Raw genomic sequence first — 20,657 nt, 5'->3', positions numbered from 1 at the left:
GAAACTTAAAAGACAAAGTGACCAATTAAATATGAGAAGTAATAATTTATTTTCCATCACTTTCATTTCCCTCGTAAGCATCTTTCTTATAACAAGTTGTAACAAAGACGTATACGATAAGATACACACACCAATACCGCAACAAGTAAGAAGCAGTTATGAAAGCCAGGCAAAAGAAAAATATGTGGAGAAGAATTTTCTTACACAAATAAAATACGAACCGGATTGGGATAGGGTTTATCAAGAATCCGATTCATCACTGTTCATTGGAATCAATGTATTGGATTCATTAGAATATATCCGGACCGAACAGAATCAAAATTATGCTTTAGCTAAAAGAATGTTTCTTACAGCGCGGTATTATTCAGGTTCCTGGCATTTCCAGACCAATCTTCTTATCCCCGTCAAAGGCAGCAGACAGGAAGCTTTTAGTGGTACTGTGATTACAGCGGATGCCTTTTCCCCACGCATAGGATATTCTGAATATTACCGTGGAGAGTATATAAACAAAAAGATGAATTCAATTCGTTCGGGAGCAAAGGTAGCGGGCACATGGATTACAACAAATTGCAGATCTGTGACAGCGTCGATGGGAGGATATAGTTCCACAACAACAGTCTGTGATTATATTTATATTGAATCCGGTAATGGCGGTGGTAGTGGTCAACCAAATGGCCCTCTCCCTGAGCCAGATCCACGCATCCCAACAGATGCCGGCGACGGCCCTCCTAATCTTTACAAATTGACAAAAAAACCATCTACCGACCCCTGTGCTGGCAGAGCATCCGTCAATGAGCGGGCAAATTTGGACTCAGCAAAACTCTTTCTCAATAAAATTATCACATTAACGGACTCTGTTGAATATGCTTATGAAACGTTTATGTCCAGTATAGTCCACAAGGAATTGCAAAACACGCCAATTCGAACTGATGGCATTAGAGATGAGGTACAATGGAATATGAAATGGGGAGATAACGGATTAACAGTGGGTTTTGTACATTCACATCCTTTTGAAAGTGCCCCCACCCCACATGATCTTTTTAATGGTCTTAGTGGTTACAACCAGATACAACCTGTGTCCCAACGGGCAGTATTTACAGAATATTTTTCTTCCACTATCGTAACAGAAAACTATATTTATGTTGTTACTATCAAAGATGCCAATAAATGGCTCGCAATGGGCACAAATTTTGAAGAGAAAATAAAAGTTGATATGAAAGAATATCGCCGTATTGTAAATGATTATAAAGATAATAATTCTACAAAATTACAAAGCGAAGCACAAGAATTCGCTCTTTTGACACTATACAAAGACGTGGTTAATATCTATCGCTCGAATAAAAACGGTGTTTGGGATTTTAAACCATTACAATTAGATAGCAGTACCAATAAACCCAGTTCCCAAAATTGTAATCCATAGACATTATGAAATTTAATATTTTAGCTTTTCTTTTATTATTTGCATTTAGCTATACAAAAGCACAAACTTATATCCAAGGCGAGAATGTTGTTCCACTGACAAGCATCACAAATAGCGGTCTGTTATCCGCGACAAACAGACTGTCAATGACACAAGCTTTCGATATTTATAGCCAACGACGTTCATCCCCTCTTTTTAAAAAGCCTTCTGACTTAGTTGGCGAATTTTGGCTGATCGATAATTTACTTATTAAAATTGTGTCTCGCCAATTATCTGCAACAAGAAAGGAAAACTTTCAAGAATTACGCTATGTGACAGGCCCTCCGGGAGTCAGCATAGGCAAACATAAACATGAGTATTTTGATACAATAAAAGCAGTCAATAATTACGAAGTGTTTATAAACTATTATTATTCAGATAACGATAAATTTTTCATTATTCAGGACAAACAGGGGCGTTATAAATTAAGTGGAACAATTATTTCTACCAATGCAGATACAAAGAAAGCCGAGGCATTTATGGATACTTTACTAAATAGCATCACGTTTAAATAAGAGTACACTTTGAACATTGACTTGATACTTTGTAATGGAATACTTGTTCGTGAAAAAGATAATTATACAATGCATAAATCTATTCTTATATTTTTTCTATGTGCATTTAACTGTACAAAAGCGCAAACCTATATTCAAGGCAAGGAAGTAATTCTTTCATCAAATATCGTAAACAGCTCGCTTATTCCTTTATCAAAAAGGATCACTATGGATGAAGCTTATAATATATACAAAACTCGAGGGAGTGCAGAAGTTTATAATAAATCTTCGCAACTCGTTGGTGAATTTTGGCTAATTGATAATATACTAATTAATATAGTATCACGTAATTTATCTTCAACTAGAAAGGAAAACTTTCAAAAATTACGTTATACTCTAGGACCAAGGGGAGCAAGCACTGGCAAACTTAAACATGAGTATTTTGATACGATAAAAACTGTCAATAATTACGAAGTGTTTATACACTATTATTATAACAGTAAGAACAAATCCTTCATTATTCAAGACAAGCAAGGACGATATAAATTAATGGGAAGTATTATTTCTACTGAGACAGATATAAAAAAAGCTGAAGCATTTATGGATACTTTACTAAATAGCATCACGTTTAAATAAGAGTACACTTTGAACAATGACTTGATACTTTGTAATGGAATACTTGTTTGTGAAAAAGATAATTATATAATGCGTTAAATATGAGATATAAAACTATTCTTATATTTTTTCTATGTGCATTTAACTGTACGAAAGCACAAACTTATATCCAGGGCGAGAAAGTTGTTCCACTGGCAAACATCGTAAATAGCGAGTTTTTATCAGCTACAAAAAGACTGTCAATGACACAAGCTTTCGATATTTATAGCCAACGACGTTCATCCCCTCTTTTTAAAAAGCCTTCTGACTTAGTTGGCGAATTTTGGCTAGTCGATAATTTACTTATCAATATTGTCTCTCGGGAATTATCTGCGACAAGAAAGGAAAATTTTCAAGAATTACGTTATTCTTCAGGTCCTCAGGGTGCCAGTACCGGTAAATACAAGAATCAGTATTTCGATACAGTGAAAACGGTCAATAATTATAACGTATTTATTAGTTATTTTTTTACTGGCAACATTAAATCTTTCATTGTTCAAGATAAACATAGCCGTTATAAATTAAGTGGAACAATTATTTCTACCAATTCAGATATTAAAAAAGCTGAGGTATTTATGGATACTTTACTAAATAGCATCACGTTTAAATAAGAGTACATTTTGAACATTGACTTGATACTTTGTAATGGAATACTTGTTCGTGAAAAAGATAATTATACAATGCTTTGAATATGGGATATAAATCTATTCTTATATTTTTTCTATGTGCATTTAGCTATACAAAAGCACAAACTTATATCCAGGGCGAGAAAATTGTTCCACTGACAAGCATCGTAAATAGCAAGTTTTTATCAGCTACAAAAAGACTGTCAATGACACATGCTTTCGATATTTATAGCCAACGACGTTCATACCCTCTTTTTAAAAAGCCTTCAAACTTAGTCGGCGAATTTTGGCTGATCGATAATTTACTTATTAAAATTGTGTCTCGCCAATTATCTGCAACAAGAAAGGAAAACTTTCAAGAATTACGCTATGTGACAGGCCCCCCAGGAGTCAAGCACAGGCAAACATAAACATGAGTATTTTGATACAATAAAAACAATCAATAATTACGAGGTGTTTATAAGTTATTATTATTTTAGTAAGACTAAATCTTTCTTGATTCAGGACAAACAGGGGCGTTATAAATTAAGTGGAACAATTATTTCTACCAATGCAGATACAAAGAAAGCTGAGACATTTATGGATACTTTACTAAATAGCATCACGTTTAAATAAGAGTACACTTTGAACAAGGACTTGATACTTTGTAATGGAATACTTGTTCGTGAAAAAGATAATTATACAATGCTTTGAATATGGGATACAAATCTATTCTTTTCTGCTTTTCTATTTGCATTTACTGATTTAAATGCACAAATTTATATTCAAGGAAAAGAAGTTATCTCCTTATCAAGTATTGCAAACAGTACTCTACTAACTGTTCCAAACAGGTTGACAATGGAAAATGCATTTTCCAAATATAAAATACTTGCTCCCGATATCGTTAATCAGCAATCAAGATTAGTCGGTGAATTTTGGCTATTTGATAATCTATTTATTAATATAGTGTCACGTAATCTAATGTCGACTAGAAAGGAAAATTTCAAAGAATTACGCTATGCTTCTGGACCACAAGGGGCAAGTACAGGCAAACATAAACATGAGTATTTTGATACCATTAAAACAGTCAATAATTACGAAGCGTTTATAAGCTATTATTATTCCAGTAATAATAAATTTTTCATAATTCAGGACAAACAGGGACGCTATAAATTAAGTGGAACAATTATTTCTACCAATGCTGATAAAAAAAAGGCTGAGGCATTTATAGATACTTTACTAAATAGCATCACGTTTAAATAAGGATACACTTTGAACATTGATTTGATAATTTGTAATGGAATACTTGTTCGTGAAAAAGATAATTATACGATGCTTTAAATATGGGATATAAATTTATTCTTATATTTTTTCTATGTGCATTTAACTATACAAAAGCACAAACTTACATCCAAGGCCAGAATGTTGTTCCACTGACAAGCATCGTAAATAGCGAGTTTTTATCAGCGACAGAAAGACTATCAATGACACAAGCTTTCGAAATTTATAGTCAACGACATTCCTCACCTTTTTTAAAAAAACCTTCTGACTTAGTCGGCGAATTTTGGCTGATCGATAATTTACTTATTAAAATTGTGTCTCGGGAATTGTCCGCAACAAGAAAGGAAAATTTTCAAGAATTACGGTATGTGACAGCCCCCCCAGGAGTCAGCACAGGCAAACATAAACATGAATATTTTGATACAATAAAAACAATCAATAATTACGAGGTGTTTATAAGTTACTATTATTTTAGTAAGACTAAATCTTTCTTGATTCAGGACAAACAGGGGCGTTATAAATTAAGTGGAACAATTATTTCTACCAATTCAGATATTAAAAAAGCTGAGGCATTTATGGGTACTTTACTAAATAGCATCACGTTTAAATAAGAGTACACTTTGAACAAGGACTTGATACTTTGTAATGGAATACTTGTTCGTGAAAAAGACAATTATACGATGCTTTGAATATGGGATATAAATCTATTCTTATATTTTTTCTATGTGCATTTAACTATACAAACGCGCAAACCTATATTCAAGGCAAGGAACTAATTCCTTCATCAAATATCGTAAACAGCTCGCTTATTCCTTTATCAAAAAGGATCAATATGGATGAAGCTTATAATATATACAAAACTCGAGGGAGTGCAGAAGTTTATAATAAATCTTCACAACTCGTTGGTGAATTTTGGCTAATTGATAATATACTAATTAATATAGTATCACGTAATTTATCTTCAACTAGAAAGGAAAACTTTCAAAAATTACGTTATACTCTAGGACCAAGGGGAGCAAGCACTGGCAAACTTAAACATGAGTATTTTGATACAATAAAAACTGTCAATAATTACGAAGTGTTTATACACTATTATTATAACAGTAAGAACAAATCCTTCATTATTCAAGACAAGCAAGGACGATATAAATTAATGGGAAGCATTATTTCTACTGAGACGGATATAAAAAAAGCCGAAGCATTTATGAATACTTTACTAGATAGTATCACGTTTAAATGAGAGTACACTTTGAACATTGACTTGATACTTTGTAATGGAATACTTGTTCGTGAAAAAAAAGCTAAAGGACAACAATCTTGCTTATCAATTCTGGACATATACGAATTGGCATGCACATGCGCATGAATATGAGTTCGATAGAGGTATCGATCGATTTGTTTACCTACCAGGAAAAGGAATAATTGGTGGGTCTTTTGACTTCTACTTTTACTTCCATAGAAAAAAGTTACCAATAAAATATGTGGATTTTATGAATAATATCAAAGAAGAAAAAGTGATGATCGCTGACATCTTTAAATAAAGAAGTTCTGTTTCGACTGGCTAAATTATTCAGTGGTTACGTTTAACCCCTCAGACCTCTCGAAGGGTTGTTCTGGTCTAATTATTTCCCGATCGTTAATAAAGGGTATTGAGAAAATTGACTATTATAATAAAGGGTCTATTTTAAATAATGATAACATTATACGCAGAAAATTTGCAGTCTCAGCTTCTAAAAATGCTAATAAAGCCAGTGTGGGCCTGCGAGCTGGATGTATCATCGGGTATGTAAATGGAATGGTTAATTTTGTAAGTTGTGATAACTATACAGGGACTGGCGGTTCGAATAATAATGACACATATGGTGATCCTGATGATTTCGAACAAATGCCAATTTTTGACGAAGGTTCTGTAATTTGGATCACCCCGAGCGAAGATGATCAGGATATCATTGATTCTTTGCAGGGATACCCTTGCGCACAGATGGTATTGGCAAAATTGCCTAACTTAGAGAATAAGATATCTGAATGGTTGAGTAGAGAGTTCAGTCAAGATATTAATAATACGATCACATTTAGACCAAGTAAACTTTTAGGAGACGGTGTAGACGGAAAATGGTTTAACAATACTGGGTCGGGAAGCATCCAAACAATATTTCTAAATGCTGATATGCTTTCTAGTGCTTCACAAGAGTATATTGCGTCTACGATATTTCATGAAGCATTACATGGCTTTTTGCACATGGAAAAATTGAGACTTGAAGCAGAAGGTAAAGCTTCTCAATTCGGTATTCTATATCCCGGGTTTACTGAAGTTAATACCGGGGGACAAATAAGATTTGTTAAAGGACATAGTGCTTATGGTACTCTTTTAACGAGTCTCGCTGCCGCCATTAGATCATTTAATCCAAGTTTGAGCGAATATGATGCTATGGCACTAGCCAAAGTTGGTGTGGTTGATAATATGAATACAATCGAAGACAATATTGCTTATAACCATAGAGAAGGAAACCATGGGACAACATGTAATTAAAAAATTCAAATTATGGATCTTAGTGCCATTACTAATTATTTCGCACAGTTTATCTGCTAAAGTCAAATATATTTTCTTACCTGATCAGCCACAGGGATATATCCTGGATAGTTACAAACTATCTACAAATAATTTGTATGGTGTTAAGAAGAGTGTTGAGCTATTTTCACTGACTTTCATTGATGGCATAGATATTGAACGAAATAAATTGAACCAGCACAAAGATCTTAATCTAATTCTAATTGCCGTTCTTCCGGATTTAGAAGGGAGCAGAGATTGGATTGAGATTAGTCCGGATAGCGTCAAAAATGATACGATACCCTACCAGTATCTTCGGAGATTATTTAGATCCAATACATATTCAGATTTTGACAAAACATACGGGGCAAAAACTAAATATTTTGATGAATACCAGATTATCAGGAAAATTGGCACAAAATATTATGTTTCTAAACATTGTTTAATACAATTTTTTGCGATAAGAAATAGGCCTGCTATTTTTCAAAACATCTTTGGAACAATAAATATTGAACAAGATCCGATAACAATTACTGAAATGGAGCCTATTTTTAAGAAAAGATACCCTCATTCCATTTTTCCTGTATATACGATCGGTGATACACCCTATAGTTATAGTTCTTTCGATTTTCTAAGAGAAAGGAAAGAATATCTGTCAAAGGTGATAAAGCTAAAGAACAACGATCTTGCTTATCAGTTTTGGACTTATACGAATTGGCATGCTCATGCTCATGAATATGAGATCGACAGAGGTATCGATCGCTTTGTTTATTTGCCTGGCAAAGGAATTATTGGCGGGTCTTTTGATTTCTACTTTTACTTCCATAGAAAAAAGCTGCCAATAAAGTATGCGGATTTTATGAATAATATCAAAGAAGAAAAAGTGATGATAGCTGATATTTATTAGTAAAAGCAAAATCCCACTCACGAAACCCTCCCAGTTTCCAGTGAGTGGGATTTTTAGATAGATATAGGGCAAGTTATAAAGGTAAATGTAGGGTGCTCGAAGTCTTCTCTTACCAAAAGCGGAGTATCTTATTTTTGTCGACTTTGAGCGTAATCCTTTTAAAATCGTCCTCATTAAAGACTTTATGCTTTTCTGTTTTCACAACGTATCTGCTCTCTATTTTAGATACTGGATTGGTATCGATATATCCTTCGGAAATGCAATATTCAAAAAAACCATAATAGATTCCTTTACAATTATTAAAGGTCTTAGGCATCCATTTTTTTCCAAGAAGAATCATTAGTTTATTTATATGGCTGAACTGGATAGTATTCACCTTAATCGTACCATAATGTTCATTCAGAAAATAGAGTTTACTTGAGTAACTTTGAATACTTTTTACTCGGCCCCCTTTATCTTTTTGGAATTGAATGAATGACTTAATCGCATTAGATAATAGTGGAATTTCTATTTCGACGGCTTCAATGTTATTAAACTTCCCTCCTATCAAAAGCTGTTCATAATGGATGCGAAGTTTAGAAAATTCTTTGATTTTGTTTTGGTAGTCTTTGATACGGTTTAGACCATCTGATTTACGGTATCGACTTCCCTCAAAATGGAATTCGATAAACCATCTTTCTTGCGCTTGCAATGTTTTTGTACTCCTAACCTTGCCTTGTAAGATTACTGGAGTTGTGTAATGTTTGGTCACAGTTTTGGCACAGTTTTGCAAAACGTGACTGAATGCGATATTCTTGGAAAGCAGTTAATCCTCCTTCATTAAGTCAAACAGACACCTGTAATTCCCTTATTATAAGGGAGGTGTCAGAGTGATCGAAGAGTAGTCCTGGAAAGACTGTATACGGGATGACTGTATCGAAGGTTCGAATCCCTCCCTTTCTATCCCGTCAATACGCCGCCCAGCTAAAGTTATAACATCTGTAGTCTCCGGTAACAATTTGGAAGAACTAATGAAAATTTATTAACGAAATATCGAGCATAAAACACAAAAAACACCTTCGTAAACTAAGGTGCTAGCCAGATGTCTTATATTTTAACCCACTTATTAAAGTTATAAATAACCTTTATGAAAACAAATAGTTGAATAAGAATCAATAATTACTCTCCCTTTTGTTTAACTGTTTTAAAGTTCATCAGCCAACGTGAAGCCGATTATCATTGTATTGCGTCAATATAACTTATGTATCCACACAACGTCACCCAAGGTGCTGCGATTCAAAGTTGGTATAACTGGACTCTACAGACCTCTTTTCAAAAAACTAGCTTTTAAAAGTAGATAATTCATAATGAATTATCAAAGTATCCCCTTTTTCATCAACATTCGATTTGAAGATATGTTCAGCTATATATTTATCGGGTTCGGGGTTATGATAGCAATAGTAGGTCTAAATATCAAAGTAAATAAGTATTTCATCTCGAAGGGGTATCGTTAATTGTATGGTGCTCCCGTAGCATATTAACGGTGTTGACGAATGAGATAAGCATGGTCATGACAGCCTATCAATCAAAATTAATATTAAAGCCCTAAATAACTGATGTCATGCAGGGCTTTAATATGAAATTTAATACAATTAATTTTCTTGAACTGTGGGATATACAGTTACTTTGGATAGACCACACCCAGTTTGGGCAGTTGCTGAAATATGAAAAAATGGCAAAGCCCCATTTTGGACATTAAGTACTTTAGCTCTTACGGTATTTGCTGTCGTTGATAATACAGTTGCCCCACCAACAAAAAAACTGACATTCCCTAATGACGGGTCTACAGTATATGTATAAGTCTGGCCAGGGTTAACAATAGGTCTACCTGAAATGTTAAAACTTGCGCCCACATCTATAACTTTTTCAATTGAGTAACCTTTTAAATTTTTGGTCTTAAGTTTTACAAAACCAGCATTAGTACCAGTTCTGGTAACTTTCCACTGATTATTACCCAATGCCGTTAAAGTTGCAATTCCATCAGCATTTTCCAATGTTACTGTTCCTGGATTTACTATGGTATATGTCCCATCCGAACAAATACTAGACGCTCCATTAATTTTAAACCCATAAAATTGATTTAAACCATCAATATCACCGAGACTTAAATCATCTCTTTGAGCGGACCAAGTACCTCCACCGACTTTAGTCATCACATTTGAAGCAGGGTACATCATTATTGAATTAAAATCTAAAATACCATAAGCTGTTGAATAAGGCTGTATCTGATATTGATATGCTTGACTGGGAGATAATCCGCTTACATTCACATTTACATATGTATTCCGGTCTTGTCTGGTATGTTCATGAAAATAGCCCAAGCCATGCATTGTTTCATGAATTATTGTTCCAATACCTTGACTTGGATAAAGCCCAATAATCTTAGAAGTGCCGGCTTCCATCCCCACCTGTGTGCTATAAGAAGTACCGTAACTTGAGTCGTCGATAAATGTTACATAATCTGGTTCATTCGTTCTTTCAATAAACTTTATACTTGATCTTCCTTCGATCATACTAAATGCCTGAAGTATTTCAGCACTTCTAGAAGATGAAATTTTATAATAAAATATATTATTTGTCCATTTGTGAACGAAATCATTAGAAATACCATTTCTGACAGAAGCAACTTTACCGCCAGTAGTAGAACTGATATTCTTGATAATATTTAATTGACGTTGACTAATCATTATGTCATCAGCAATATAATAAGTATCTCCGACTTGTTTTACAATAAATGGTTTCCCATTGACAGAATACGTGTGAAAAATCGCAGATGAAGACTCTTCTTTGATAGAAATGTCATTACTATTAATTGGTTTATCCTCTTTTTTGCAAGAACTCAGACCTAGCCCAAGAAAAGCAGTAAAAAATAAAAGTTTTTTCATAATTAATAAATTGATCTTTTCTAATGAAGTTAATCATTATATTTTATTATATAAAATTAATATTTCCGATATAAATTATAAAAAAATGGAATATGCTAATTTAATTTAAAGCATCTTTTTACATAACGCTCACGTTGTTTGCGATCGGTGAACTAAAAGTCTTTTAGCTGTGGTAATTGTGCAAAAAAATCAAACAGCATCAAATAATGCTAGCAGATTACGTTTCAGTACTTGCACGATATCTAGCCAACAATTATGGTATATCGGCGCAAGATGCCTTTTCACTATCCTTTGAAGGCATGGAGGATATATTTGCGAATAAATTAGACAGTACAACTAAGCAGAATATTATTAATGAACTCAGAAATTTGCTACCTTCACATAATGATAGAACCCGAATTAGAGCGGACTATCAAATGGGGTACAAGGGTAATATATGTGAAACTATCATCAAATGAAAAAATTATTTCTTCTTTTAGTCCTAATTGGTATATATTCAATCGGCTGCGCTCAGCGCCCTCAAAACGAGAACGGAAAAAAGACACAATTTCGATCCAGTTTTGACACGAATTTCACTTATCTGAATTCGCTTGTCGCTACTAAAGCTTCAATTTTTGCTGTTATCCTTATCAGTTTTAATGGATATGGAAAAATACAGGATATTAAATTTTCAGATGGTGCCCCACCCAAATTCATTTCCGAAATAATTAGAATTAAGGACAAAGTTGATTTCAAATCAATGTATGATGAACTAGGGGGAAGTGCTTCAGATATGCAGGTACTGATTCCGGTCCAGATAGATGCTATGCAGATGGCAGGTGGAGGTGTTCCAATTGAGCAAAAGGATTTAGACAATATGTATTTATTTAAAGGTCAGCCAATAACTGGAGAATATGTGTTTTATCCAGCTATCAATTATAAATATCACTATAATAATTACGAATAGCCATGAAAAAGATTTATAGTTTATTATTATGTATATGCCTAATATTAACTCATGTTTTCGCACAAGGTTCGATAAATTCAGATAAATACTCAAAATTTGAGCGATCTTTTTTAAGCGTCATCAAGTACTCCGATCAACTTTTGGATAGATGTATTCCAACACTCACAACAATGAAACTCAAATTCAATGAACAAGGTGAATTGGATTCCCTCAGTTTTTCGGATAGCGCCTTTCCACAATTTGCTGACGAAGTTATTGCAAAAAAAGATCAAATAGATTTCCGTTCTTTATTTGAAGAACTTCATAGTGTTGGTAAACAAGACCTCTGGATATTGGTACCTATTCAATTTGACACCAAGATAGGTGGCAGATGTGAATCGGCTATTAGGCCGTATGATTTAGAACATTCAACAATCTTTTTAGGAAAGCCTTTAATCGGAAAGTACTATCTATATAAGAAAATATATGGAAAAGTGGGAATTGGGATTATGTATACATCAATAGGGAGACAAATGGAAGCGGCAAATACGACCTGCAAGATTGAAGTTGCTAACTTGATCTGCCGACTAAGTTAGCAACAATAATATAGCCTTTTTAATATGCCCATCCAATTCTCCTTAAATTCAAAACCATATAGATTGGGACGTATTACCGTAATATTGTCCATCTCAAAAGATGTACCTAAAGGAAAATATACGCCGATGTCTTGACTGGCGATAGTATCGTCATCTCCATTTGTACATAATATTTTAATATTCTTGAAACGAAGCCTGTCCTGTGAATCGCTATAGGTCAAAGGATTTATGCCCATTACTGCCTTAACATTAAAGTCAAATCTTCCATCAAACGTTGTTGCAGTAGGGTGCACTACTTTGCCCACTGCTGTTGATAGATACATCCAGACAGGCATATCCTCTTGACATATAAAGGATTTCTGAATATACAAGGGTTTATAGAGACGATAGGTTGTAGCAGACTTAGTAGGAGCAAAATATTTGCCATCTGTGCTATTTATGTAGTTTTGCCAGTTTTCAAATATGGATATCACCTCACTCTCAGGCAATATATCCGATCTTTGGGCTCCAAAACACTTACAATCGACACCGCTCGGAAATGCCGCTTCTAGCTTAATCTGTCCTATAGCGATGACGCTTCCACCATCATCTGGTCCAGGATCAGGAGTCGTCGGAGCCAAGTAATAAATAATCGGCGCTGGAGTATCCCCTTTTTCGTAATAACCTAATAACTGAACTCCCTCATAAGTTCCATTTTGTAAAGCTGTAATTTCAGCGGCAGGTAAGCCTCGCATAGCTGCCATCGTTTCTTTAACTAAAAATTGATTTGCCATATTCTTTTGTTTTATGTGTATAGCAAAAGTATGGTGGTAGTGGCTATCTGAGTAAAAGAAAGGTTATGTAAGCGGTATCGGGGAGATACCGAAAAGTATGGCGAGCCGCATTTAATCAAACACAATCGAACAAAAAATGGAATTGTATCCTAAATAGTTGATACAGATGCTTCGTAATGGAACTTACCATCAGAATAGTTTGGATAAGTGGAATTTTTGGACAAAATAAATATATTTGTTATAAATCAGTAATATCCTTTCTAAGAAACAAAGAATAGCTGTACAATGATATTTAAAGATTTTTCAGAAAATGAACTTTATCTGTTCATGAATGGCAAACTTATTTACAAGCGTTGGTTAGATACTGGTGTTTCGAAGGTTTTTGATCTGATGGCATATGACAAATACACCCTTGCGAGTATAAAAGAGCCGAGAAACGAAAATGGATTGTTGATAGTCAAGGCAAGAATAAAGTTAACGCCTACTGAAAACGGAGGTAGAAAATCGGGTATCATCTCAGGTTATCGACCCAATCACGTGTTTAAATATACGCCAGAAGGTAAATTATGTCAGACCTATATAGGTGATATAAATTTTGAGGGTGAGGATTTAAAGCCTGGTGAAGAAAGAATTGCTACTGTTCGCTTTCTCCTTGTAAAAGAGCTATAGCAATATTTGACAAAAGGCCGTAAATGGTGGCTACATGAAGGTCCTAATATTATTGGTGACGCAGAAGTGTTATAAAAAAGCCTCTCCTTAAAACTAAGAAGAGGCTTTTTCACTGGTTAAGTATCCGATGATATCGTTCAACTAGATTTACTTTAATTTACTCCCATGAAAATGTGCCAGTACCCGCAATAACATCATACTCTCCAGTAATTTTCCTATTTTCAGTAATGACAGTACCATAGACAGGTATAATATATTTTAAAACTCCATTAACTCTATAAGTACCAACTCTTGGATTGACTCCCCAAACTGCCACTCCATAGCGATGCTCCCAATCTGATACAACCGTGAGGCCTCCCATTCTAGACAAAACAGATACCGGCTTATAAGTCGTCTGATCAAATGTAATATGTATTTCTAAATTTGTTCCAAATGGAGAAATCAATGCCGAGATAACAAACGTATTTCCTATCCATTCAGTACTAGGGCCGCTGGCTGTAACTGCTTTCTTATTTTGTGCCCTCTTCGAAACTAAGTCATTACTGTTTTTTAAAGAAGAAATTGTATTAAGGTCATTGGAATGCAAACTATCTAAAAGCATTTCTAGTTCCCTATAGCTTTGAATTCCTTGAGTACGGTCAACGGTGTTAACATCGAGTTTTGACTCAGTGAGATTGTATTTCGCAAATATTCTGCTTTTTGCAAGCAATTCCTCAGAAGACAATTGAGGTTGGTCTATCAATTTTTCTTGTTTATTACAACTTCCTAACAAGACGGCTTGTAGTGTCAAAAATAGTAATAAACATAAGGTTCGGACTCCTTTTATCTTTTTAAGTAGGATAAATACGTAAATACTACCAACGAATGGTAAGAATATGATAGCCAACACGTACAAGAGGAAATTGAGTGGTCGTAGTTTACGCCTATTCGAAACCAATAAAAACAGAGAAATTAATTTCAGTAAAAACTCCAACAAAAATAGAAGTTGCCATAAAGTTAGTCCTAATAACATTATTTTAGTTTAAAAATATAATTGATAATTGTTTTATATTAAGGTAAACGGCTATAGCACCAAATTGTCCCTAAAATTATTAAATTATTTTTCTGCGTTCGAAAAATATGCTATCCTTCAAACACAATGAAAAATTCAATAAGAAAAACAAAAGAAAAAAGACGTATCTTTCTTCAGTCGCAATACAACCTAGCACTCTCCTATTCCATTCACAAATGGGAACCCTGGATTGAATTGCCGGGAAATTTTTAGAATAATAAGACGCCATGAGATCCTTTGTTTTAATTGTAATCGCCATCATTGCTAATTTTATGCATAGCTATGCTCAGAAAGATCCGGAGCTTAAAAATGCACTCGCAAAAATGACTGCGGCATCAACCGCACACGACGCTCAGGCTACCGTAACCCTCACTTCACCGCGACTGGTTAAACAAATGGGTGGCGGAGAAGCTGCATTGAACCTTATCAAAGGAGCTTTAAAACAGTTGCAAAAACAAGGGATCAAAATAGACACAGTTATCAATTATGTTGATTTAGATATCCTGCTACATAATTACCGACATGGGAGATATAAACTCCCTGTACATGAATATCATTGCATAGCGTAAACTGCATTCCGCGAGAGGTATTGATCTTATCAATCTTTAAATTGCTAACTGTAATCCGATTGGAATAGGTAGCCAAAACCCCGGTATTCTGACTATTGCCAATATAAATATCGGACAAAGTGATATCATCATGTGAACAGAAAGCTTCACCTTGTACCCTTACACCCTCACCGTTGACGGTCGACTGAATTTTACTGATACTGATATTGCTCAACACTAGATTCTTAAATTTTAACAGCTCTTGCGACTGTCCCTGCCCTTGCTGTTGGAATTGGTTATCTAAATAGGTATATAATAATCCCTCGGAAGATACGCTGTATATATGTATCCGTCCTACCAAGTACATATTGACTTAGATTACCACGGTTGTTAGCTTTGTTGCTATGAATAACATTCAAGAAAAACGTAGCGTATGCTGTCTATGATAGCAGACTGGCAGCAGAGCCGAAAAAGCAAGAAAGCTTACTGTATGGAAAATGGGATCAATGAAGCGACCTTTTATTACAGCTGATCCGTCTTTACTGATGTTTGCACTGGGATCCTCGCGCCGTTTTTATCTTTATGATGGCTTTTGCGACATGCGAAAATCATTCGACGGGCTCTGCGGACTGATCGGTTCAGGGATGCAGTGTCAGGCTACCAGCGGTGAGGTTTTCGTATTTTTGAACCGTAGCCGTACGCATATGAAGCTGCTGCACTGGCAAAAAGGAGGCTTTGTACTTTATTATAAACGTCTGGAGAGCGGCACCTTCATGCCGCCGAACGTAAAAAATGGAGAATTGTCCTGGGCATTCTCCTCTTCCAGCTGCCGCAGTTTGCGCAATTCAGGAACACCTAAACCACCGTATTTTTACTTCCAATTGAAAAATGTCGCCTGTGAAAAGCCCATTTGTCGGCATATTTCTTCCACTCGGGTCTCGGACTGACGTGGTGCGAAAGCTATCTGTGCCTCGGTAAACTTTGATCTTTTCATCGTTTTTCCTCCTATTTAAAATTAGCAATTCATGCCCGAATTCTCTACTTTTAAAATGTCCTGTTTTGCGGGGGGAGGTCACCAAACGAATGAAGAAAAAAGAAAAGGAGAAGATTATAAATAGCATTTTTACTGTTCGTCAAGACCAAAAGAGCAGAAAATTTCTATGTAATTAAAAGGAATAAGTTGTAAAAAATTTCTATTTTTGTAGTCTGTTATACTATATCTAACATATTATCTGCGTCTTAACAAAAAAAGACGAACTCGAAAAAGAGTAATTAATGCATGAAATCTTTTGATTTTACTGCACAGATAATTGTATCCACTTATTTTATTAAATCATAAACAAACAATTGATTAGTGAGTCGATTGTCTCATCATTTTACGATGTATTCAGCATCCAAAAATGATGATAATACAAGGAATATAATGAATAGTAAACAGTTAATAAGTAGAGAAATAGAGATATTCTACAATAAAGCATCCGAAGAAACCCGACTTGATAAGGGAATGGGTGTATTTGAGTTTGAAAGAATCAAATCACTTATAGAAAAACATATTTTATCTTCACCTTTAACAATAATTGATATCGGTGGCGGTACAGGAAAGTATTCGGAATGGCTTGCAAAGAAAGGACATAAGGTTCATTTGGTAGAGCCAGTTTCAAAACATATAAAAATAGCCCGAAACAGAGCTAATAAATTGAAAAACAAATTTTCTGTACACATAGGAGAATCTCGAAAATTGGAATTCTCAAATAACTATGCAGACCTTATTATACTACACGGCCCTCTTTATCACCTTCAAAAGAAAGAAGACAGGGATTTAACCATTTTTGAAGCCAAACGAGTTTTGAAAAACAACGGAATTATATTAGGTTTCGCCATTAATTATACTGCATCAACTTTGGCAGGTCTTTTAAATGGCTTAATTCACAAAAAGTCTTTTTTTGAAATGTGTAAACAAGAACTGACAGTTGGCAAACATAATCCGCCCGATGATTTCCCCTGGCTTTTAGCCGAAGCATTTTATCATAAACCTGAACAGCTAAAGGATGAATTTATAAATCAACAATTAACTTATCTTAATACCTATGCGGTTGAAGGTATGGCGTGGCTGGACAAAGACTTTTTTGCTAATATGATGAACTGCAGAAGGCGGAAAGGATTGATAGAACTTATCCAAATAACTGAAAATGACAGTTATCTTCTACCATTCAGTCCCCATATGATGATCGCTGTACAAAAAAAGATATAATTATGGAAAATAAAGAGAAATATTACAAAGCACTAATAGACAATACTGGTCACCTAAACGAAATTGACCTCGGAGAAAAAATAGGATTGAACGAAAATGAAACCAACGAAATAATTTCACAGCTTCTGTCTGAATATAAAATTGAATATACAGAAAACAAAGCCTGTAATTACAGTCCGACGAAAAGAACGAAGAAAAAAAATATTAGTAGGTAACCGAAAGACAATATACGTGCAAGATTCTTGGGGTCGATAAAGAAAGATACTGTCTCATAAAGTGTGTAATTTATAGAAATGCGGAGTTTGAAAGGACTTCGCATTTTTTATTTACTAACTTTATAAGAGTATGATTGACAAGGAGTCACTATTAAACGACAAGGAGTTCTTAAAGAGTTTTAAGGACGGTTTACAGCGAAAGCCTTGATAGTTAAAAAATGGGTAACTCAATATATAAATGTGTTACTTATAAATGTGTTACTTACATCTCTTTCTATGTAACTTAGGGCTTCCACCGCATTGATTTCAGCCTGTTATTGATCCAATAGGAGACGATAAATAAAAAAATATTTCAGACATTTCCATTTATAGGGTGATTTGATGTATCTTAATTCTACATATTCCGAATAAAATGGAAGTATCACTTTAATGACTTTTACTAAAATTTACTGATTAATCTTAGGTTGGTATGATAGAATTTAGATCTCCACAAAATGAAAAATTACTTAATTACATTGAGGGCTACTATTATTTATCAGCAAAAGATGAAAAATTACCACACTATCTAACGTTTCCAAATAACTATACTATCGTTACGTTTATTAAAAATGGTTCTGTTCAAATAAAGGATGAAATTATTCATATTACAAAATCAGAGGGAAACTCACTATTGAGTGTAATCACTCAATACAAACGCCCCTTGGAAATTAGGTATTTAGACCCTGTAGAAGAGATTACTCTCTATTTAAAACCTGGCGCTTTGGCTTGCCTTTTCCCAGAAGTAATCAAAAACTCCCAAACTAAAACAATTTTTGATTGCGACAATCATCTCTTAAAAAAGGAGTTCAATAAAATTTCTGATAATCAAGGAGGCAAGGATATAAATATTGAAATTGAGAAATTCCTAGCCAATAGAATTTGTTCTGAAATTGACCGTCTATTAGTGGATCTGATTAAGAGATTAAACAGTAATCAAACAATTAGTGAAATTTCATTTGAGCTAAATCTTTCCCGACAATATATCAGCAATTATTTTAAAGATGGTATAGGGAAATCGCCGACTGAATTTAGGACAATATCGAGATTTCGTAATGCAATCAAAAGTCATGTTGCGGATGAGACTCTCACAAAATTAACCTATGAAAATTCCTTTTTCGACCAGGCTCATTTCAACAAGTATTTTAAATTATTGACGTCCTATAAACCCAAAGATTTTTTTAAGCAGACTCAAGGCAATAATAAAGTCGTTTGGCTGATTATTTAAGTTTACATTTTTACAATTCCTAATAGTAGATCGAGGTTAAATTTGAATGTAAATTAGCATATCAAATGAAAACAAAATTAGTATCAATAATTATTATCTCAATTCTTATTGCTTCCTGCAAGACAAGGGTTGCTCCAAAATTCATGATCGACAAGGATGGAATTTTAGTAGAAAAATTTGACTCAACGAATGTTGACGAGAATAAATACAATCTCGATAACGAAATTTATGTCACTGGAACAAAGTTAATCTATAGCTATAAGCACATCGGGATTGACAAACAGGAATATTTCATCGGAAAAATAGGCAAATCAGGAAAAACAACGAATGAATGGGAATTCATCCCAATAGAAAGAAAGAATGATTCTACCATTCTTAATGTTACAATAATACCACTGAATGGCAATGCTTTCAAAGCGAGTATACCAGACTACAATCAAACTAATTTCCTCTATAACTTCTTAAATACCGGAGGACAATCAATTGGAAAAGAAATAACTGGGGTAATTGAAAATAAAAAGAACATTTGGATACATCCTCCTCGATTTGCACTTTTTTCCATTCTAGAGCTAAATCCATTTCCATATATTTCATTTCCCACTAAAAATGGTAAAAAATGGAATTGGCATTTGAGCATAGGAGATCATTGGTCAAATGTCAGGTGGAAAAAATGGGTAGGACGTATAGAAAATGATTACATTTATGAAATACTTGAGCGTAAAAAATTAAAAACAAAGTTTGGAGAGATTAAATGCGTTGTTTCAAGGGCAACTGCCAACAGCCAACTGGGGAAGACATTTTTGACTTCGTATTTTAATGAAAAATATGGATTCTTAAAATTGGAATACATCAATATAGACGGTTCTCAAACAATATTTGAATTAGAGAAGGTCATAAAAAATTAAATTATGCCTCGCCTGTATAGACCACCTCCAGTAAATCGTTGAATGGATTGGATTAAAGAATAATATTTCCAATTCATTACACGAGCGGGATTAAAGGAGTTAAATTCTGTTAGGAACTATGTTTCAATTGTAGAGAACAAAAGATGCTGTATTGATGGAGGGTTTTCACCATCTGCTTCAAAGATATCAATCTTAGCTTGCAGCAAAGCCTCATCCTTAATAATACGATACAGAGGGAAAACAATTTTCACTTTATTTCCCAGCTTTTCAGATACATAGAAATCGGCATCGCTCACAGAATTAAACGATTTATCCAAGTTGGACAGATCCATAATCCTGATTGCATAATAGGGTAAAATAACACTAACAAATAAAGAGTATAAGGTGTTATCATTTTGCTGCTGGCTAAAGGAAAAGTGATACGACGGACTTCCTTCCATAAAGGAGTAATCCCAAATTTTGGGAGTGTAACACCAACTGTGTCATAGGATTAAAACTTAAAAACCTCTTTCGAGTTTGAGTCTATCCCCAAATCTAATATAAAGTTGGGATATGGTCAAGCCCCAGTTATGCATTGGCATCGTCCAT

26 protein-coding genes, 1 tRNA gene and 2 pseudogenes are annotated in these 20,657 nt (G+C 34.3%); 23 read left to right on the top strand and 6 right to left on the bottom strand.

The window, feature by feature from the left end; translation table 11 throughout:
- Positions 1-31: 31 nt before the first annotated feature.
- The 11 genes from LC454_RS13540 (at position 32) to LC454_RS13490 (ending at position 7,948) form a co-directional block, all read left to right on the top strand.
- Positions 32-1,420, top strand: a complete 1,389-nt coding sequence (locus LC454_RS13540; protein WP_223583028.1) for a hypothetical protein — start codon at positions 32-34, stop codon at positions 1,418-1,420.
- A 5-nt stretch (positions 1,421-1,425) separates the two neighbouring features.
- Positions 1,426-1,974 carry a hypothetical protein gene (locus LC454_RS13535; protein WP_223583027.1) on the top strand — a complete coding sequence of 183 codons (549 nt, stop codon included), beginning with the start codon at positions 1,426-1,428 and terminating at the stop codon, positions 1,972-1,974.
- 9 nt (positions 1,975-1,983) lie between these two features.
- A complete protein-coding gene (locus LC454_RS13530) occupies positions 1,984-2,589 on the top strand; it encodes a hypothetical protein (RefSeq protein WP_223583026.1) in 606 nt (201 codons plus the stop codon).
- An 80-nt stretch (positions 2,590-2,669) separates the two neighbouring features.
- On the top strand, positions 2,670-3,218 hold the full coding sequence (locus LC454_RS13525) for a hypothetical protein (RefSeq protein ID WP_223583025.1): 549 nt from the start codon (positions 2,670-2,672) through the stop codon (positions 3,216-3,218).
- An 80-nt stretch (positions 3,219-3,298) separates the two neighbouring features.
- Positions 3,299-3,643 carry a hypothetical protein gene (locus LC454_RS13520; protein WP_223583024.1) on the top strand — a complete coding sequence of 115 codons (345 nt, stop codon included), beginning with the start codon at positions 3,299-3,301 and terminating at the stop codon, positions 3,641-3,643.
- 427 nt (positions 3,644-4,070) lie between these two features.
- Positions 4,071-4,475: a hypothetical protein gene (locus LC454_RS13515; protein ID WP_223583023.1), complete on the top strand. Its 405-nt coding sequence runs from the start codon at positions 4,071-4,073 to the stop codon at positions 4,473-4,475.
- 80 nt (positions 4,476-4,555) lie between these two features.
- Positions 4,556-5,104, top strand: a complete 549-nt coding sequence (locus LC454_RS13510; protein ID WP_223583022.1) for a hypothetical protein — start codon at positions 4,556-4,558, stop codon at positions 5,102-5,104.
- A 221-nt stretch (positions 5,105-5,325) separates the two neighbouring features.
- A complete protein-coding gene (locus tag LC454_RS13505) occupies positions 5,326-5,733 on the top strand; it encodes a hypothetical protein (RefSeq protein ID WP_223583021.1) in 408 nt (135 codons plus the stop codon).
- Positions 5,734-5,767: 34 nt separating this feature from the next.
- A complete protein-coding gene (locus LC454_RS13500; protein WP_223583020.1) occupies positions 5,768-6,034 on the top strand; it encodes a hypothetical protein in 267 nt (88 codons plus the stop codon).
- Positions 6,035-6,066: 32 nt separating this feature from the next.
- Positions 6,067-7,023, top strand: coding sequence for a hypothetical protein (locus LC454_RS13495; RefSeq protein ID WP_223583019.1), 957 nt, complete (start codon positions 6,067-6,069; stop codon positions 7,021-7,023).
- The gene (locus LC454_RS13490) at positions 7,004-7,948 is read left to right on the top strand and encodes a hypothetical protein (RefSeq protein WP_223583018.1); all 945 of its coding nucleotides are present in this window, start codon (positions 7,004-7,006) and stop codon (positions 7,946-7,948) included. The genes LC454_RS13495 and LC454_RS13490 overlap by 20 nt, the downstream gene beginning before the upstream one ends.
- A 109-nt stretch (positions 7,949-8,057) precedes the next feature.
- Here LC454_RS13490 and LC454_RS13485 read toward each other — a convergent pair whose 3' ends face one another.
- On the bottom strand, positions 8,058-8,699 hold the full coding sequence (locus LC454_RS13485) for a hypothetical protein (protein WP_223583017.1): 642 nt from the start codon (positions 8,697-8,699) through the stop codon (positions 8,058-8,060).
- Between the two features lie 104 nt (positions 8,700-8,803).
- Between LC454_RS13485 and LC454_RS13480 the strand changes: the two genes are divergently transcribed.
- Positions 8,804-8,890, top strand: a tRNA-Ser gene (locus LC454_RS13480).
- A 689-nt stretch (positions 8,891-9,579) separates the two neighbouring features.
- Here LC454_RS13480 and LC454_RS13475 read toward each other — a convergent pair.
- Positions 9,580-10,872, bottom strand: coding sequence for a M12 family metallopeptidase (locus LC454_RS13475; RefSeq protein WP_223583016.1), 1,293 nt, complete (start codon positions 10,870-10,872; stop codon positions 9,580-9,582).
- A 206-nt stretch (positions 10,873-11,078) separates the two neighbouring features.
- On the opposite strand from LC454_RS13475, the gene LC454_RS13470 reads away from it, so the two are divergent.
- The 3 genes from LC454_RS13470 (at position 11,079) to LC454_RS13460 (ending at position 12,393) form a co-directional block, all read left to right on the top strand.
- Positions 11,079-11,330, top strand: a complete 252-nt coding sequence (locus LC454_RS13470; protein WP_223583015.1) for a hypothetical protein — start codon at positions 11,079-11,081, stop codon at positions 11,328-11,330.
- Complete coding sequence (locus LC454_RS13465) at positions 11,327-11,818, top strand: hypothetical protein (protein WP_223583014.1); 492 nt, start codon at positions 11,327-11,329, stop codon at positions 11,816-11,818. Before LC454_RS13470 ends, LC454_RS13465 begins: the two co-directional genes overlap by 4 nt.
- A gap of 170 nt (positions 11,819-11,988) precedes the next feature.
- Positions 11,989-12,393 carry a hypothetical protein gene (locus LC454_RS13460; protein ID WP_223583013.1) on the top strand — a complete coding sequence of 135 codons (405 nt, stop codon included), beginning with the start codon at positions 11,989-11,991 and terminating at the stop codon, positions 12,391-12,393.
- Here LC454_RS13460 and LC454_RS13455 read toward each other — a convergent pair.
- A complete protein-coding gene (locus tag LC454_RS13455; RefSeq protein WP_223583012.1) occupies positions 12,390-13,166 on the bottom strand; it encodes a hypothetical protein in 777 nt (258 codons plus the stop codon). The genes LC454_RS13460 and LC454_RS13455 overlap by 4 nt on opposite strands.
- A gap of 285 nt (positions 13,167-13,451) precedes the next feature.
- Between LC454_RS13455 and LC454_RS13450 the strand changes: the two genes are divergently transcribed.
- Complete coding sequence (locus tag LC454_RS13450) at positions 13,452-13,835, top strand: hypothetical protein (RefSeq protein ID WP_223583011.1); 384 nt, start codon at positions 13,452-13,454, stop codon at positions 13,833-13,835.
- A gap of 157 nt (positions 13,836-13,992) precedes the next feature.
- On the opposite strand, the gene LC454_RS13445 is transcribed toward LC454_RS13450, so the two are convergent.
- Complete coding sequence (locus LC454_RS13445) at positions 13,993-14,847, bottom strand: hypothetical protein (RefSeq protein ID WP_223583010.1); 855 nt, start codon at positions 14,845-14,847, stop codon at positions 13,993-13,995.
- A 266-nt stretch (positions 14,848-15,113) separates the two neighbouring features.
- Here LC454_RS13445 and LC454_RS13440 point away from each other — a divergent pair, with 266 nt between their 5' ends.
- From LC454_RS13440 to tnpB, 3 genes and pseudogenes are all read left to right on the top strand, one after another.
- A complete protein-coding gene (locus LC454_RS13440; protein ID WP_223583009.1) occupies positions 15,114-15,455 on the top strand; it encodes a hypothetical protein in 342 nt (113 codons plus the stop codon).
- Positions 15,456-15,867: 412 nt separating this feature from the next.
- Positions 15,868-15,966, top strand: a complete 99-nt coding sequence (tnpA, locus tag LC454_RS26640) for an IS66 family insertion sequence element accessory protein TnpA (RefSeq protein ID WP_410528657.1) — start codon at positions 15,868-15,870, stop codon at positions 15,964-15,966.
- A pseudogene (gene tnpB, locus LC454_RS26545) lies at positions 15,932-16,195 on the top strand (IS66 family insertion sequence element accessory protein TnpB); the annotation flags it as partial. The gene tnpA and the pseudogene tnpB, both read left to right, overlap by 35 nt.
- A 50-nt stretch (positions 16,196-16,245) precedes the next feature.
- On the opposite strand, the pseudogene LC454_RS13430 reads toward tnpB, so the two are convergent.
- Positions 16,246-16,428 (bottom strand): annotated as a pseudogene (locus tag LC454_RS13430) (transposase); the annotation flags it as partial.
- A gap of 429 nt (positions 16,429-16,857) precedes the next feature.
- On the opposite strand from LC454_RS13430, the gene LC454_RS13425 reads away from it, so the two are divergent.
- From LC454_RS13425 to LC454_RS13410, 4 genes are all read left to right on the top strand, one after another.
- Positions 16,858-17,685, top strand: coding sequence for a class I SAM-dependent methyltransferase (locus tag LC454_RS13425; RefSeq protein WP_223583008.1), 828 nt, complete (start codon positions 16,858-16,860; stop codon positions 17,683-17,685).
- A 2-nt stretch (positions 17,686-17,687) separates the two neighbouring features.
- A complete protein-coding gene (locus LC454_RS13420; RefSeq protein WP_223583007.1) occupies positions 17,688-17,900 on the top strand; it encodes a hypothetical protein in 213 nt (70 codons plus the stop codon).
- Between the two features lie 469 nt (positions 17,901-18,369).
- Positions 18,370-19,164, top strand: a complete 795-nt coding sequence (locus tag LC454_RS13415; RefSeq protein WP_223583006.1) for a helix-turn-helix domain-containing protein — start codon at positions 18,370-18,372, stop codon at positions 19,162-19,164.
- A gap of 65 nt (positions 19,165-19,229) precedes the next feature.
- Entirely contained in the window at positions 19,230-20,069 is an 840-nt protein-coding gene (locus tag LC454_RS13410) for a hypothetical protein (protein ID WP_223583005.1), read from the top strand.
- Positions 20,070-20,185: 116 nt separating this feature from the next.
- On the opposite strand, the gene LC454_RS13405 is transcribed toward LC454_RS13410, so the two are convergent.
- The gene (locus tag LC454_RS13405; RefSeq protein ID WP_223583004.1) at positions 20,186-20,509 is read right to left on the bottom strand and encodes a hypothetical protein; all 324 of its coding nucleotides are present in this window, start codon (positions 20,507-20,509) and stop codon (positions 20,186-20,188) included.
- Between the last annotated feature and the right edge of the window lie 148 nt (positions 20,510-20,657).

This window comes from Sphingobacterium sp. GVS05A (genome assembly GCF_019969845.1).
Taxonomy (GTDB): Bacteria; Bacteroidota; Bacteroidia; order Sphingobacteriales; family Sphingobacteriaceae; genus Sphingobacterium.
Note: the sequence above shows the minus strand (reverse complement) of the source record. Positions and strands in the feature narration are given on the sequence as shown.

What these genes read in the sequence shown, in the direction of transcription:
- LC454_RS13525 (WP_223583025.1), top strand. Translation starts at nt 2,670, where the DNA reads ATGAGATATAAAACTATTCTTATATTTTTTCTATGTGCATTTAACTGT.
- LC454_RS13415 (WP_223583006.1), top strand. Translation starts at nt 18,370, where the DNA reads ATGATAGAATTTAGATCTCCACAAAATGAAAAATTACTTAATTACATT.
- LC454_RS13470 (WP_223583015.1), top strand. Translation starts at nt 11,079, where the DNA reads ATGCTAGCAGATTACGTTTCAGTACTTGCACGATATCTAGCCAACAAT.
- LC454_RS13445 (WP_223583010.1), bottom strand. Translation starts at nt 14,847, where the DNA reads ATGTTATTAGGACTAACTTTATGGCAACTTCTATTTTTGTTGGAGTTT.
- LC454_RS13540 (WP_223583028.1), top strand. Translation starts at nt 32, where the DNA reads ATGAGAAGTAATAATTTATTTTCCATCACTTTCATTTCCCTCGTAAGC.
- LC454_RS13425 (WP_223583008.1), top strand. Translation starts at nt 16,858, where the DNA reads ATGAATAGTAAACAGTTAATAAGTAGAGAAATAGAGATATTCTACAAT.
- LC454_RS13535 (WP_223583027.1), top strand. Translation starts at nt 1,426, where the DNA reads ATGAAATTTAATATTTTAGCTTTTCTTTTATTATTTGCATTTAGCTAT.
- LC454_RS13455 (WP_223583012.1), bottom strand. Translation starts at nt 13,166, where the DNA reads ATGGCAAATCAATTTTTAGTTAAAGAAACGATGGCAGCTATGCGAGGC.
- LC454_RS13490 (WP_223583018.1), top strand. Translation starts at nt 7,004, where the DNA reads ATGGGACAACATGTAATTAAAAAATTCAAATTATGGATCTTAGTGCCA.
- LC454_RS13510 (WP_223583022.1), top strand. Translation starts at nt 4,556, where the DNA reads ATGGGATATAAATTTATTCTTATATTTTTTCTATGTGCATTTAACTAT.
- LC454_RS13440 (WP_223583009.1), top strand. Translation starts at nt 15,114, where the DNA reads ATGAGATCCTTTGTTTTAATTGTAATCGCCATCATTGCTAATTTTATG.
- LC454_RS13465 (WP_223583014.1), top strand. Translation starts at nt 11,327, where the DNA reads ATGAAAAAATTATTTCTTCTTTTAGTCCTAATTGGTATATATTCAATC.
- LC454_RS13405 (WP_223583004.1), bottom strand. Translation starts at nt 20,509, where the DNA reads ATGGAAGGAAGTCCGTCGTATCACTTTTCCTTTAGCCAGCAGCAAAAT.
- tnpA (WP_410528657.1), top strand. Translation starts at nt 15,868, where the DNA reads ATGCTGTCTATGATAGCAGACTGGCAGCAGAGCCGAAAAAGCAAGAAA.
- LC454_RS13450 (WP_223583011.1), top strand. Translation starts at nt 13,452, where the DNA reads ATGATATTTAAAGATTTTTCAGAAAATGAACTTTATCTGTTCATGAAT.
- LC454_RS13515 (WP_223583023.1), top strand. Translation starts at nt 4,071, where the DNA reads ATGGAAAATGCATTTTCCAAATATAAAATACTTGCTCCCGATATCGTT.
- LC454_RS13460 (WP_223583013.1), top strand. Translation starts at nt 11,989, where the DNA reads ATGAAACTCAAATTCAATGAACAAGGTGAATTGGATTCCCTCAGTTTT.
- LC454_RS13520 (WP_223583024.1), top strand. Translation starts at nt 3,299, where the DNA reads ATGGGATATAAATCTATTCTTATATTTTTTCTATGTGCATTTAGCTAT.
- LC454_RS13420 (WP_223583007.1), top strand. Translation starts at nt 17,688, where the DNA reads ATGGAAAATAAAGAGAAATATTACAAAGCACTAATAGACAATACTGGT.
- LC454_RS13475 (WP_223583016.1), bottom strand. Translation starts at nt 10,872, where the DNA reads ATGAAAAAACTTTTATTTTTTACTGCTTTTCTTGGGCTAGGTCTGAGT.
- LC454_RS13505 (WP_223583021.1), top strand. Translation starts at nt 5,326, where the DNA reads ATGGATGAAGCTTATAATATATACAAAACTCGAGGGAGTGCAGAAGTT.
- LC454_RS13500 (WP_223583020.1), top strand. Translation starts at nt 5,768, where the DNA reads ATGGAATACTTGTTCGTGAAAAAAAAGCTAAAGGACAACAATCTTGCT.
- LC454_RS13410 (WP_223583005.1), top strand. Translation starts at nt 19,230, where the DNA reads ATGAAAACAAAATTAGTATCAATAATTATTATCTCAATTCTTATTGCT.